Source organism: Intrasporangium sp., from assembly GCF_035280925.1.
Taxonomy (GTDB): Bacteria; Actinomycetota; Actinomycetes; order Actinomycetales; family Dermatophilaceae; genus Intrasporangium.
Genome location: NZ_DATEEY010000170.1, coordinates 13,828 through 27,814, shown reverse-complemented (window position 1 = coordinate 27,814; position 13,987 = coordinate 13,828). Strand labels below are relative to the sequence as shown.

Genomic DNA, 13,987 nt, shown 5'->3' with positions numbered 1-13,987 from the left:
ATCACCGCGGACGGGCCGCAGGCGGTGATGGCCGGGTTGGCCGCATCGCTGGCAGCAGCCGGGACGGGTGGATCTGGCGCGTCCTCGGGGCGCATCGCCCAGACGATGAAGGCGCCGGTCGCCAGGAGCAAGAACGCCAGGATGCCACCGAGCCACTTCCACCCGCGGCCACCGCGATCGCGTCCCCCCGACCCGGCCCGAGCGACGGCGCGCTGAGGCGGCAGCGTCGAGGCGCCACCGGGCGGCAGTGCTTGCGTCAGCGGCGGTCCGGGCACGATGGCTGCTGGCGGCGCGTTGACGGTATCGAGCAGGTGGGTGACGTCGGCATAGTCCGGCCGCTCGGCCGCGATCTGTTCGAGGATCGGCACCGCCGTCTCGGGCGTCGCCGAGGCGAGCGACGACTGCGCTGCGGCGTACAGGGACTCCAACCGGCCCTCGGGGGCGGGCTCGGCCAGGCCCCCCAGTGCTGACATGTCAAAGGGCTGGTCCGAGCCCGACCGGACCAGGACGGCAGTGCCCCACTCGGAGGCCTCGTCGGAGATCGCCATGGCCTTGCGCACCTCGCACATGGCGGCGTCGATCGACAGGCCCCGGGTCAGGAAGTAGTAGAACTCGTGGCTGAAGACCAGCGCGGCCCGGTCCGAGATCTCCGTCTGCATGGCGACCACGGCAGGCAGCCCCTGACGGACCAGCGCCTGAGCCACGCCGGAGAAGGCGTCCCGGCCACTCGTCCGAGCCCCCTCGCACGCGTTGAGCACGACGAGCTGCATTCCGTTGGCGTCGTGCAGGAGAGTGCCGAGCCGAGATGCACCGACCCGATGCGCCCGGCCGTCCTCGCGCTCGAGGACGAGGACTCCTTCACCGGCGCTCTCGTCGAAGCCGCCATGCCCGATGAAGTGGAAGACGTGGAAGGTGTCGAGCAGCGCCCGCTGCAGCCCGCTCAACGTCGCCGTGGTCAGCACCACGAGCTCGAGTCGCCCACTCGAGACGAGGTCCGCGGTCGTCGCCCGGAGCAGCTCCTCCTCGTGGGCCACCGCGAGCTCGGGCACGTCCGACGGGCTCGAGATGAGCACGAGCACACGCAGCGGAGCGGTCACCTGCACCGGTGCCGGAACGTCCAGCGCGTCGAGAGACCGGACGACCGGGGTTTGGGTGGACAACGTCAGGAACCGGCCCAGCTCGCCGTCGTAGACGTACTCCCAGGGAATCGGCTCGAGGTCGGGAGAGGCCTCGAGGCGGAGCCGCACCCGCAGACCCGCGCGCTGCCGCTTCGCGGTCGACAGGCTCTCGCGGAACAGCCGGCCCACGTCACCGCTGAGCAAGGCGTCGCCGAGCCGCATGCCGTAGTCCTTGACGTCCATCACGCGTGTCTCGGCCGGCACGAGCCGACGGGAGGGCACTCGCGGCGGCCCCACCGCGGTCATGAACTGGGCGAGCTCCACCGGCTTGAACGGCAGGTAGAAGGGCGCCTCGCCAACGCCCGCCGGCGACTCGGTCACGCGGACCACCTGTCCCGCCGCGGTGGTTTCGATGGAGACCTCGAAGTCGAGATAGTCGTGCTCCACGACGACACCCCTCACGCAGGGACCCAATGGGATCATGCATCACCCTGTCCCTGGGAAGAGGCTAGTCGCCAGCGGGGTGATACCTCACGGATTCGCCCGATCCCGCACCCGGGCCGTACCCTCTCCCGGGAGTGGCCGGATGGCCCTCGCGGACGAGGGAGCCGTACCCGCCCAGCGACAAGACGGCCGCACTGGAGACATCGTGCACTGGTTCGTGCTCATCCTCTCGGGCGTCCTCGAGGCCGTCTGGGCCACGGCTCTGGCAGATTCCGACCGCTTCCGCCGCCGCCGGCCGACCATCCTCTTCGCGGGGGCGCTCGCTGCCAGCATGGGCGGTCTCGCCTTCGCGATGACCGGCCTGCCCACCGGTACCTCCTATGCCGTATGGGTCGGCATCGGCGCCGTCTGCACCGTCCTGGTCGCAGCGGCTCGGGGCCGCGAGCGCCTGGATGCCGCCCGCGCAGCCCTCCTCCTGCTGCTCATCGGCAGCGTCGTCGGCCTCAAGGTGGTGTCCTGATGCCGTGGGTCATCCTGCTCGCCAGCGCCGTGCTCGAGGCGGTCTGGGCCACCGCGCTCGGGGCGTCCGACGGACTGTCGCGCCCTGTGCCCACCGTCGCCTTCCTCGTCGCACTGGCGGCCAGCATGGTCGGCCTGAGCGTGGCGTCGGCGTCCATCCCGATCGGCACGGCGTACGCGGTCTGGACCGGGGTGGGTGCCGCCCTCACCGTCACGTGGGCGATCACAGTGGGCGGTGAATCCTCCTCAGCGGCAAAGGTTCTCCTGTTGGGCGGAATCGTCGTCGCGGTCCTCGGCCTCAGGTTCGTCGGTCGTCAGGGAGACGGCCCGGACGCACCGTGACGCTGCACACCATGAGCGCCCGGGGCAGCGCCCTCGACCTACGCTTGAGGTGGGAGCCGAGCGCGTGGCGCGAGGCGGCCCGCGAAGGAGTAGTGACGATCATGACCGCGAACCAGACACCGGTCACCCCAGCCACCGACCCACCCGTCACCCCTCAGATCGACCGCACCGGTGCTGAGACGGACCTGCACGACCGAGCCGTCAAGCGCCTCAAGGCGAAGGAGGAGTTCCGCGTCCACCTGCTCATCTACGTGCTCGTCAACGGCATGCTCGTGCTCATCTGGGCGATGACCGGCGCAGACTTCTTCTGGCCGATCTTCCCGATCGCGGGGTGGGGCATCGGCCTCGTGGCGCACGCGATGGACGTGTACTGGAGGCACGAGCCGACCGCGGCGGAGATCGCCTCGGAGATGGACCGGTTGCGCAGCAGGTGACCCGACGGCACCCATGCCGCCACTAGGCTCCGGGGGATGGACGGGTGGTGGCTCGAGGCGGTCGGCTGGATCGGCTCCGCCGTGCTGGTGTGGTCCCTGCTGCAGACCGAGCTGCATCGGCTGCGGATCATCAACCTCATCGGCTGCCTCGTCCTCATCGTCTACAACGGTGTCGTCGGCGTGTGGCCCATGGTGGGCCTCAACGTCGTGCTGGCCGTGATCAACGTCGTGCACCTGCTGCGCATGAGCAGAGAGCGCCACGACTCGGGCGTGTACGAGGTGATCGAGGTGGCCGGCGACGACGAGTTCCTGCGGCACGGCCTGCGGGTGCACGAGGCGGACATCCGACGCCACAACCCCGAGTTCGTCCACGACCCGTTCACGGGCGATCCGTGCTACCTCGTCGTCAAGGGCGACACGGCAGTGGGCGTCGTGCTCATGCGAGATCTCGGCGACGGGCGGGCGCAGCTGCTGCTCGACTACGTGACGCCGCCCTACCGCGATCTGTCGCCCGGCGAGTTCGTCTTCGGGCCCGACGGCCCCTTCCGAAGCCGCGGCTTCCGCCAGATCCTCACCCCGCCCGGGATGGTGGACCCGTACTACGAGCGACTGGGCTTCCAGAAGCAGGGCGACGCCTACGTCCTGTGAGGCACTGCCTGCACGGGCGCAGAGAAGCCAGCCCAGCGGCATACGGCACACACGCTTCTTCTTGCGTATGCCGCTGAGCTCGCTTCCGCTCGCAAGGTGGCCCCGCGCTCCGGTGGGCCCTCAGTCGGCTCAGACGAGCTTGCGGCACCTGGTCATGAAGCGGTCCGGGTTGACGATCGCGCGGTGCAGCTCACCGCTGCCCAGCTCGTCACCGTCGGCGTCCCTGACCGTGACGAAGCAGACGAGCCGGCGTCCGTCGTTGATCGGCTCGGCGCACTCGATCGTCACCTCGGTGCCGACCGGGCTGCCCTTGGTGTGCTCGAACCGGACCATCGTTCCGACGGTCGTGTGGTCCTCGTCGACGGACTTCTGGCACACCTGGAAGGCCGCGGACTCGCACCACGTGATGAGGCGTGGCGTCGCGAGGACGTCGAGGTCACCGGTCCCGAGCTTGGCTGCCGTGTCGTCGGGCGTCACGGTGTGCTGGAAGTGGCGCATTGGCATTACTCGAGTCTGGCACGGATCGCGAGCCGCTCCGACTCGGGTCCCGAAAGGTGACCCGATCGTCGCCGCGTGTCCGCACGGTCCTGGCCTGCCGTGCTGCCAACCTTGGCGGTGTGGACACCCACGTCATGGTGCTCGCCGTGGCCCTCGCGTTCACGGCGGTGCTCAACTGGTTCGCCGTTGCTCGCGGAGACCATGTGGTCGACCTCGTCACGAGGCCGACCTTTCCGTTCCTGCTCATCGGCCTGGCCTGGTCGCTCGCCGCGGTGCCCGGCGCAGCGGACGGGTCTGCCGCGTGGGTGCTACCGCAGGTCATCACGGCCCTGGGTCTGTCCCTCCTGACCGACCTGCTGCTCCTGACGGCGACCGAGACGAGATACCTGCTCGGGCTGTGGACCTCCCTGCTCGCGAATGTGGCGTGGACCTGGGCCGTGGTGTCGGTGCCGGGTCACGGAGGGCTGCCGTGGTGGGTCCTGGTCGCGGTCCCCTTCGTCGTCGTGGCCCACGGACGGTGGGGGCGCGACGTCATCCGGTACGCCGGTCGCCAGCGAGGGTCCGTCTTCCTGCACCTGCTGTCCCTCGTCGGCCTGGTCCTCGTGGCGGCCTGGCAGGGTGACGTCGTCGTCCTCGGCGGTGGTGCGCTGCTGCTCGTCTCGCACCTCGTCCTGGCTCACGACCGGTTCTGTCTCGAGCGACGGTGGGCCCCCGTCCTCGCCATGGTCGCGTACCACGCCGCGCTGGTGCTCCTCGTCATCGGGCTGGTGGGTCGTGGGACGTTCGGGCGATAAGGGACAAACCCGCGGGTAGTTCCGTGATTCGGCTGAACTCCCGGCCGACCCGACCTTCAATGATCTGGAGGCAGCTTTGCCTGTCCTGCTGCTCCCGCATCGATCCCGACGAGAAACGGGGCCTCCCCTCATGACCTCACCATCCTCATTGCTGACCGCAACGCCGTTCGCGAGAGCTGGAGGGAGGTCCCGCCTCGTCGGCTCGTTGATCGGCGTCCTTGCGGTGGTGGGACTGACCGCGTCCCCGGCTCTGGCGGTCAAACCCGAGCCCACCCCCCTTCCGGTGGTCACGGTCTCCGTGTCGACACCTGACCTCGGACTGGGCGGCGCGGTCCCGGGGGTGCTCGCCAAGGCGGGCGACCCCATCGAGCTGACGCTCTCGACCTCGGCTGTGTTCAACAACGACGTCACCTTCACGCTCGGCGTCAGCGTTGCGGACGGGTCACCCGACGGCGTGCTCAGCCCCAACCAGGTCACCCTGCCCGCCAACGCACCGTCGGTGCCAGCGACGGTGACCTACTCGGCCGTCGAGAACGGGGTGACCATCACGCCTTCGGTCGGAGGCAAGGGCAAGCCGATCAGCTTCACGCCGGTTCCCTCGTCGCCCTTCGACAGCCTGCGGACGCTGCAGCTCGCCGACCAGGGAACGACCGTATTCGGCGCGGACACCTGCACGACGACGACACCCGAGACGAACTGCGGCATCGCGATGCTCCCGCTCAGCTTCGCATCCCAACGGGCCGCCCTGTCGACCGGTGCGACGGCCGATCAGTGTGCGGGCTCACCCTGCAAGGCCGGCTCGACGGTCGTGCAGTTCATTGCCGCGCTGCAGGGCTACACGGCGCAGGCGCCGGCCACGCTGATCTTCCGCTGCGACAAGACCCAGTGCGGCAACGGCGGCGTGAACAAGTTCAAGGTCTACTACACGTACCTGTCCTCCGGGCCCCTCGACACCGTCGCTCCGGCGTGCCTGCTCAAGGGCCAGGCCAACGTCGACCCGGCGACGGGCGAGCCAGTGGCCTGCGTCGACTACGTCAACAGCCAGCGCGACAACGCCGGGGACACCCTGCTCTACTTCAACTTCACCCACGACGTGCGGGGCACCGGTTACTGATCGGACCGTCCCCGGGCTGTCTGGCCGGTCTGGCCGCTCACTTCGGTGGCGGCCAGATCCGCCGTGTCGAACGGCGGCGGCAGCGAGAGGACCCCGAGCTGCGTCAGGCACGCCTGCGCCTCGGCGAGCTCGGCCCTGCGGTCGCGGCGGGTACGTGGGGCGACCAGCGCCAGCCCCATGAGGTTGAGCGCACGCACATGGCCTCCGTCGTGCCGCGTCGTCACGTCGCGCCCCCTCTCGAAGGCCGTCTCCGCCGCCGCCCAGTCCCCGGTGAGGGCCAACGCGGCGCCCCTGATCAGGTGCAGCCTCGCCTCCAGCTCGTCGACGGCCGCGGCCTGCGCCTTGGGCAGGAGGGCGTCGGCGTCGGCCAGGGCTTGGGCGAACTCACCCTGGACGAGGCGGCAGTGCGCCAGCGAGACGGAGGCATCGACCGCCTCGTGCTCGAGCCCGAGCCGCTCGAGCGCGGACCGGGCCTGGTCGAGCAGCTCGCGAGCATCATCCAGTCGACCCTGGCCGAGGCGGACCTTGCCGAGCTCGCGGTCCACGAGGGCAACCAGCTCCGGGTCGTCGGTGACGAGGCCGCCACGACGGGCGGCCGCGAGAAGGGGCGCAGCCTCGTCGTAGCGGGCCTGACGCTGGAGGACATCAGACCGGTTGTAGAGGGAGTTGGCCTCGTTGGCCGTGTCGCCCACCCTGTGGAACAGCTCAGTGGCCGCGTCGAACCTGGCCTCGGCGGTGTCCCAGTCGCCGTCGGCCAGCGAGCGGATGGCGAGGTTGGTGAGGGAGTGGCCCTGGCCGAGAAGGTCGCCGGCGGCGGTGTAGCTGGCGAGGGCCAGCTCGCCGTATGGTTCGTCCGGCTGCTCGCCCGCGGCCGTGCTGATCAGCTCGCGATAGTTGTAGGCCAGGGCGAGGGCGCTCGAGTCGTCCGACTCGTGAGCCTCCTCCACGGCGACCCGGCTCCAGTGCACGGCGTCGTCATGGCGGGACCTCAGGTGGTGGACGACGGCGAGGCGGCTGGCCAGTCGTGAGCGCTCCGCCGCTGCCAGCGGACCCTGGATGCTCTGGAGCCTCGCGCGCGCGTTGCCGGCGATCCGGCTCGCGGTGCCGAAGGCGCCGAGCCGCTGGTGGATCCTGGTCTCCTTCACCGTCAGGGCGGCAACGGCCAGGGGGTCGTCCCTCATGACCGTCTTGGCCCTGCGGTACGCGTCGACGGCCTCCCGGGACAGGCCGGCGAGGTCCGCCACGTCGCCCTTCGCCTCGAGCACCCGGGCCTGCTCTCCCGGCGGGATGTCCCTCACGCTGCGGGCGGCCGTCAGTGCCCGGTCATAGAGCGCCATGGCCTCGGGGTAGCTGAAGGAGTGCCGAGCGCGGTCCCCGGCGATCCGGGAGTAGGTCCAGGCCCGCGCGTGGTCGCCGGCCTCGAAGAAGTGGGTGGAGAGGCGCTCGCTCACCGCCTCGCGGTCCTCCGCCCGCTCGAGGACCTCGCCGACGCGCCGGTGCATGCTTCGGCGCAGTCGGTAGGGGAGTCCGGCGTAGGCGACGTCCCGGATCAGCGCGTTGCGAAAGCGGAACCAGCCCTGGACCGGCCCTTCCGGTTCGATGAAGCCCCGCAGGTCCTGGATGTCCGCGTCCTGGATGGACCAGCCCTGGGCGGCGACCATCTCCTCGAGATCCCCGATGGCGAACCGCTCACCGAGCACCGCAGCGAAGCGCAGCAGGGTCCGGCACCGAGGCGCGAGCCGGTCGATCTGGCTTCCGATGAGCGAGTCGATCGTGTCGGGCAGGTCCTCGTCGGACGTCGTCCGGACCACCTCGATGAGAGCCCGCAGGAACAAGGGGTTCCCGCCCGCCTTCGCCGCGACACGGCGGAGCAGGTGGGCGCTGACGGGTCGGTCCGTGGTGATGGACTCGAGGAACGACACGGAGGCGGCCTGGTCGAGCGGTGCCAGCTCGATCCGCGTCACCGCGTCGTCCTCGGTCGACTCCAGTCCACCCGGGTCGGGTCGGCGTCCGGTGAGGACGAGCCACGGCTGGCCCGGCACCTCGCGCAGCAGCTCCCGGATGACGTCCGCACTGGACTCGTCCATCCGGTCCGCGCCCTCGAAGAGGAACAGCGTGGGTTCCTTGTGTGCCGAGCGGATCAGCGACACCACCACCTGCGAGAGCCGTGCTGGACGGAACCGCTCGTCGAGGTCGCTGAGCTCGGGCGTCTCGGGCATGCTGACGCCGAGCACCGCCCCGAGCAGGGGCGCCCACGCCTCGAGGTCGGGGGAGTGCTGGCGGATCGCCGTCAGCAGGGCGGTCTCGAGCTCCGGGTGCCCTGCGTCCGGGCTGGCGCCGATGACGTCGCGGAGCAGGCGCCGGATCGCCTGGTGGGAGCTCGCGCCGCCGAAACGCCCACTCGTGCCGCGCAGGACGGTGAAGTCGGGCGCCGACTCCCACAGCCAGCTGATGAGGGACGACTTGCCGAGACCGGCATCGGCCACCAGCTCGACCCAACCGCCCTGGCCGTGGCGGGCGTTGCCGAGCGCGGCGGCCAGGATGCCGATCTCGTGGTCCCGACCGTGCAGTCCCGCCTGGCCCGACGACAGGGTGCGCAGGTTGTCACCAGTGGCCATCACGAGCGCGGCCTGGATGGGATGTGACTTGCCCTTGACGAGGAAGGGCGGCACCTCCGTTGCGGCGATGCCTGCACCAGCGCGGCTGACGACGTCGCGGACGGCGAGGACCTGACCCGGGCTCGCCTTGCCCATGACGCGGGCAGCGACATTGATGGCATCGCCCTTGATCGAGTAGGTCCGGCGGAACGACGGGCCGAAGTCGGAGGCGAAGACCCTGCCTCTGTTGACACCGACACGCAGCGGCAGGCGGCCCGCACAATCGATGACGCGCCGGGTGGCAGTGAGCATGCGCCGCTCGAGGTCCTCGCCGCCACGCGGCGCACCGGCGGCGATCATGATCTTGCCCCCGTCCCTGTTGATGTCGCTCTCGAGGAACGTCACTCCCTGGGACTCGCACGCGGACTGGACGTTGCGCACGACCTCGTCGAGAGCCGTCGCGAGCGCCGCCGGGCCTTCGCGCGCGATGAGGTCGTCCGTGCCGGAGAACTGGATGAAGGCGACGGCGATCGAGCGGTGCTCGGCCTCGCCGGCGGCGGCGAGGAGGTGGGTCCGCACCGGTGGTGGGAGGAGGACGGCGATACCTGGCGCGGTCGTCGCGGGCGGCCGAGCGGGTCCTTCGGTCGGGCCGCGTGCGGCGGCCTCTCGTTCCCCCGGGGCACGGCGGACGAGAAGCAGTCCGTCGTCGTTCCGCTCGACCGCGGACCTGGGCAGGTCAGCGGCCGTCTCCGGGCTGACGGCGATCTGGCCCGCGGTGGCGGCACTCTCGAGCTCGGCGGTGCGGCTCGCCGCAGGCCCGCTGACGATGAGCTCACGGTGGACTGCGGGGTCGCCGACGAGGAAGAAGTCGAAGTCGGCGCTGTGGATGCCCGTGGACATCCGGAGGGTGACCTTGCCTGCTGACGAGCCGGTCCGCCCGACGGAGTAGAGCGCGCGCCGCATCGCAGCCGTCGCACGGACGGCTCGCGCCGCGTGGCCCGCACCGCGGAAGAGCAGGAGAACGGCGTCGCCTCCCCACTTGACCAGGTCGGCGTCCTCCCGGCGAGCCTGCTCGAGCAGCGCCGTGAAGGTGGAGTCCAGGATGTCGCTCAGCTCCTCGGAGCCGACCTTGCCCATCCGGGTGAGGCGCTCGGTGAGCGAGGTGAATCCCGAGATGTCGACGAAGGCCATGCTCCCCGAGACCCGACGGTGCCGGGCGGTCGGGTCCTCGGTGAGCCATTCGGCCGCCAGTGCCGGGACATAGGGGACGAGTGCCTCGTCACCGTTGGGTTCGGGGGCAGCGTCCATCCGGAGGTCGGGGGCGGAGTCGGGCATGGCTTCAGCCCCGGGTCCCCACCGACAACGTCATGCCCTCTCGGGCCACGGTGACCTTCATCGGGCCGCGTACGCCACGCTCCATCGTCCTCATCTGGCTGTCGGTGCGGGTCGGTGCGTGGTGGAAGAGCACGACGTGGCGGGCGCCCACCTCCACCCCCAGCTCAATGCTGTCGGACACCGTCGCATGTCCGAAGCGGGCCGCAACCTCGCGCTCCCCACGGAAGAACTGGGAGTCGTGGATGAGCAGGTCGACGTCCCGAAGCAGGGCGGCCAGGCTCGCGGGGCGTGAGACAGCCGCGTGGTCGGGGACGTACGCGATGGATCCCGAGTCGTCCGTGATCCGGTAGCCGAAGGTCCGGCCGCCCTTGTGCTCGACGTCGAACGCACTGACCTCGAAGCCGTCGACGGGGACGGCGCCGGCGCCGGTCGCGCGGAAGCGCCACTGGCCCTGCAACCCCTCGGGAAGGATCGGGAAGCCGGGAGGCGAGAGGAACCGGGCGAGCAGGTCCCGGCCGCCGAGGCCGTCCTGGGCCGGGAGGAAGAGGTCGACGTCGCTCGTCGGCTGGTCCCCTTTGGCGAAGAACGGGAGTCCCTGGACGTGGTCCCAGTGCATGTGGGTGATGAGGATGGCGCCGGTGAAGTCGCGGCTCGGAAGGCGATCACTGAGCATGCGGATGCCGGTGCCGGCATCGAGCACGATCGTCGGTGCGTCGGCGTCGTCGTGCGCGACGGCCACACAGGATGTGTGACCGCCGTAGTGGACGAACTCGGCGCCCGGAGCCGGTGTGGATCCGCGCACTCCGAGGAACAGCAACCTCATGGCCTCACCCCTCTAGCAATCTACCGGAGCCCCTCGTTCCCGGGGGCAGGATGCCGGCGCTGCTGGCTCCTCCACCGTTCGCGAGCCCCGCCCAACGCACGTACGCACGTGCGCTCGGGGGCGAGCCCAGCGGCATACGACAGCCGTATGCCGCTGGCTGGGTGCCGCCCGGCGTCGCCCAGCCCAGCCGTGCTGGGACCTGCGCTAACCTTGGGCACATGGCTGGTCGGCTGCTCCTTCCGCAGCCGCGTTGACCAAAGCCGGGAGCATCCCGGCATCAACGCGGCTCCCCCTCCTGTGCGAGGGGTTTTTTCTTGTCCGAGGCACCAGGGCGAGCGACCACCCACGACGTGATGAGAGAGAAGACATGAGCGAGCAGACCAACGAGACGCCGTTCCGCTACACGGCCGCCATGGCCAGGGACATCGAAGTCGCCTGGCAGGACCGGTGGGAGGAGGAGGGCACCTTCAACGCGCCCAACCCCGCCGGGCCGTGGGCCGAGCCCGAGAGCGTCGCCGACCACGGCGACAAGCTCGTCGTCCTCGACATGTTTCCCTATCCGAGCGGCGCGGGCCTGCACGTCGGGCACCCGCTCGGCTACATCGCGACCGACGTCTACTCCCGCTTCCACCGCATGCTCGGCAAGAACGTGCTGCACGCGCTCGGCTACGACGCGTTCGGCCTGCCGGCGGAGCAGTACGCCGTCCAGACCGGCCAGCACCCTCGGAAGACCACCGAGGAGAACATGACCGTCATGCGCCGCCAGCTGCGGCGACTGGGCCTCGGCTTCGACAACCGGCGCACCTTCGCGACGATCGACGAGGACTACTACCGCTGGACCCAGTGGATCTTCCTGCAGATCTGGGACGCCTGGTACGACGAGAGCGCGGTGCGCGACGACGGCGGCCTGGGCAGGGCCCGCCCGATCAGCGAGCTCGTCGAGGAGCTCGAGTCCGGCCGGCGGGCCGTCCCCACCGACGACGGCCGCTCGTGGGCCGAGCTGACGGAGACCGAGCAGGCGAAGGCGCTGGACGCGTTCCGCCTCGCCTACCAGTCGGAGGCGCCGGTCAACTGGTGTCCCGGCCTGGGGACGGTCCTGTCCAACGAGGAGGTCACCAACGAGGGACGGTCCGAGCGCGGCAACTTCCCGGTCTTCCGCCGCAACCTCTCCCAGTGGATGATGCGGATCACGGCCTACGCCGACCGCCTCGCGGATGATCTCGACCGCGTGGACTGGCCCGAGAAGGTCAAGCTCATGCAGCGCAACTGGATCGGGCGCTCGCAGGGTGCGCGCGTGCGCTTCCCGGTGGTCACGGTGATGGGAGAGAAGGCCGACATCGAGGTCTTCACGACGCGTCCCGACACGCTCTTCGGTGCCACCTTCATGGTCATTGCGCCGGAGCACCCGCTCGTCGACTCCCTCGTCCCGGAGGGCGGTTGGCCGGAAGGGTCGCACGACGACTGGAAGGGTGACGACTCCGCCGCCTCGGCGACCCCGCGCGCGGCGATCGACGCCTACCAGCTCGCGGCCTCGCGCAAGAATGACGTCGAGCGGCAGACCGAGGGCAAGGACAAGACCGGGGTGTTCACCGGTACATGGGCCACGAATCCCCTGAACGGAGAGGCGATTCCGGTCTTCGTCGCCGACTACGTCCTGATGGGCTACGGCACCGGCGCCATCATGGCCGTCCCCGGGCAGGACGTGCGCGACTGGGAGTTCGCGGAGAAGTTCTCGCTGCCCATCATCCGGACCGTGCAGCCTACCGAGGGCCACCCGGACGACGAGGCGTTCACCGGCGAGGGCGTCGCGATCAACTCCGCCAACGACGAGGTCTCGCTCAACGGCCTGCACGTCGCCGACGCCAAGGCGCGAGTCATCGAGTACCTCCAGGACAAGGGCCTCGGCGAGGGGACCGTGAACTACCGGATCCGTGACTGGCTGTTCAGCCGCCAGCGCTACTGGGGTGAGCCGTTCCCGATCATGTTCGACGAGGACGGCGTCAGCCATCCCGTGCCGGACGACCAGCTGCCGTTGACGCTGCCCGACGTGCCGGACTACAGCCCCAAGACCTTCGACCCGGACGACGCGCAGAGCAGCCCCGAGCCGCCGCTGTCCCGCGTGCCGGAGTGGGTCAACGTCGAGCTGGACCTGGGCGACGGCCGGGGTCGGCGCCGCTTCCGCCGCGAGACGAACACCATGCCGAACTGGGCGGGGTCGTGCTGGTACTACTTCCGCTACCTCGACCCGGCGAACCAGGAGGCGTTCGTCGACCCGGCCAACGAGGCGTACTGGCTGGCCAAGCAGCCGACCCCTGTCGAGGGCGCTCCCGCGGGCACGCGTGACCCGGGCGGTGTCGACCTCTACGTCGGTGGCGTCGAGCACGCGGTCCTCCACCTGCTCTATGCGCGGTTCTGGCACAAGGTCCTCTTCGACCTCGGCCACGTGCAGAGCGAGGAGCCGTTCCGGACCTACTTCGCGCAGGGCTACATCCAGGCCTACGCGTACACCGACTCGCGTGGTCAGTACGTCCCGGCGGCGGACGTCATCGAGGAGCCGGGCAGGGACGGCCAGCCGACGTACGTCTTTGACGGTCAGCTCGTCAACCGCGAGTACGGCAAGATCGGCAAGTCGCTGAAGAACATGGTCAGCCCGGACGACATGTACGACGGCTTCGGCGCGGACACCTTCCGCGTGTACGAGATGTCGATGGGCCCGCTCGAGCTGTCCAAGCCGTGGGAGACGCGCGCCGTCGTCGGGTCGCAGCGGTTCCTGCAGCGTGTGTGGCGCAATGTGGTCGACGAGGTGACGGGGCAGCTGCGCGTCGGTGGCACCGGGGACGCCGAGCCGGACCAGGCCCTGACGACCCAGCTGCACCAGACGATTGCCGGGGTCCGCGAGGACTTCGAGGGGCTGCGCTTCAACACGGCCATCGCCAAGCTCATCGAGCTGAACAACGCCGTGACCAAGCTCGACGTGCCGCCGCGCGAGGTCATGGAGGCACTCGTCCTCATGATCGCGCCGGTCGCGCCGCACATCGCGGAGGAGCTGTGGGCCAGGCTCGGCCACACCGGCGGCGTCTCGTACGTGCCGTTCCCGGTGAGCGACCCGTCAAAGATCGTCGAGGAGCAGGTGACCTGCGTCATCCAGATCAAGGGCAAGGTGCGCGATCGCATCGAGGTGGCTCCCGACATCACGGAGGACCGGCTGCGCGAGCTGGTGCTGGCGCGGGACAAGGTCAAGGCAGCCACGGCGGACGGAGTCCGCACGGTCATCGTGCGCGCGCCCAAGCTCGTCAACGTCGTTCCGGCCTGAGGCACCAC

11 protein-coding genes and 1 riboswitch are annotated in these 13,987 nt (G+C 70.2%); of the genes, 7 read left to right on the top strand and 4 right to left on the bottom strand.

From position 1 onward, the window contains the following. A partial coding sequence (locus tag VJN29_RS15475; RefSeq protein ID WP_324144529.1) for a CHAT domain-containing protein occupies positions 1-1,580 on the bottom strand: 1,580 nt, incomplete at its 3' end. A 113-nt stretch (positions 1,581-1,693) separates the two neighbouring features. Next, positions 1,694-1,758: riboswitch (guanidine-III (ykkC-III) riboswitch) on the top strand. A 9-nt stretch (positions 1,759-1,767) separates the two neighbouring features. Here VJN29_RS15475 and VJN29_RS15470 point away from each other — a divergent pair. From VJN29_RS15470 to VJN29_RS15455, 4 genes are all read left to right on the top strand, one after another. Continuing rightward, a complete protein-coding gene (locus tag VJN29_RS15470; protein WP_324144528.1) occupies positions 1,768-2,082 on the top strand; it encodes a DMT family transporter in 315 nt (104 codons plus the stop codon). Beyond that, positions 2,082-2,423 (top strand): multidrug efflux SMR transporter, encoded by a 342-nt coding sequence (locus tag VJN29_RS15465; protein WP_324144527.1) that lies wholly within the window; start codon positions 2,082-2,084, stop codon positions 2,421-2,423. Before VJN29_RS15470 ends, VJN29_RS15465 begins: the two co-directional genes overlap by 1 nt. A 101-nt stretch (positions 2,424-2,524) precedes the next feature. Further along, complete coding sequence (locus tag VJN29_RS15460; RefSeq protein WP_324144526.1) at positions 2,525-2,857, top strand: 2TM domain-containing protein; 333 nt, start codon at positions 2,525-2,527, stop codon at positions 2,855-2,857. Between the two features lie 36 nt (positions 2,858-2,893). Continuing rightward, on the top strand, positions 2,894-3,505 hold the full coding sequence (locus VJN29_RS15455; protein WP_324144525.1) for a YgjV family protein: 612 nt from the start codon (positions 2,894-2,896) through the stop codon (positions 3,503-3,505). A gap of 129 nt (positions 3,506-3,634) precedes the next feature. Here the strand turns inward: VJN29_RS15455 and VJN29_RS15450 are convergent, their stop codons facing one another. Continuing rightward, entirely contained in the window at positions 3,635-4,009 is a 375-nt protein-coding gene (locus VJN29_RS15450; protein WP_324144524.1) for a thioesterase family protein, read from the bottom strand. 113 nt (positions 4,010-4,122) lie between these two features. On the opposite strand from VJN29_RS15450, the gene VJN29_RS15445 reads away from it, so the two are divergent. Together VJN29_RS15445 and VJN29_RS15440 are read left to right on the top strand one after the other, a co-directional pair. Then, the gene (locus tag VJN29_RS15445) at positions 4,123-4,797 is read left to right on the top strand and encodes a lysoplasmalogenase family protein (protein WP_324144523.1); all 675 of its coding nucleotides are present in this window, start codon (positions 4,123-4,125) and stop codon (positions 4,795-4,797) included. A gap of 298 nt (positions 4,798-5,095) precedes the next feature. After that, positions 5,096-5,911, top strand: a complete 816-nt coding sequence (locus VJN29_RS15440; protein ID WP_324144522.1) for a hypothetical protein — start codon at positions 5,096-5,098, stop codon at positions 5,909-5,911. Here the strand turns inward: VJN29_RS15440 and VJN29_RS15435 are convergent. Together VJN29_RS15435 and VJN29_RS15430 are read right to left on the bottom strand one after the other, a co-directional pair. After that, a complete protein-coding gene (locus VJN29_RS15435) occupies positions 5,905-9,843 on the bottom strand; it encodes an adenylate/guanylate cyclase domain-containing protein (RefSeq protein WP_324144521.1) in 3,939 nt (1,312 codons plus the stop codon). The genes VJN29_RS15440 and VJN29_RS15435 overlap by 7 nt on opposite strands. Before the next feature lie 4 nt (positions 9,844-9,847). Then, positions 9,848-10,666, bottom strand: coding sequence for an MBL fold metallo-hydrolase (locus tag VJN29_RS15430; protein WP_324144520.1), 819 nt, complete (start codon positions 10,664-10,666; stop codon positions 9,848-9,850). A gap of 367 nt (positions 10,667-11,033) precedes the next feature. Here VJN29_RS15430 and VJN29_RS15425 point away from each other — a divergent pair, with 367 nt between their 5' ends. Beyond that, on the top strand, positions 11,034-13,979 hold the full coding sequence (locus tag VJN29_RS15425) for a leucine--tRNA ligase (protein ID WP_324144519.1): 2,946 nt from the start codon (positions 11,034-11,036) through the stop codon (positions 13,977-13,979). Positions 13,980-13,987: the final 8 nt, after the last annotated feature.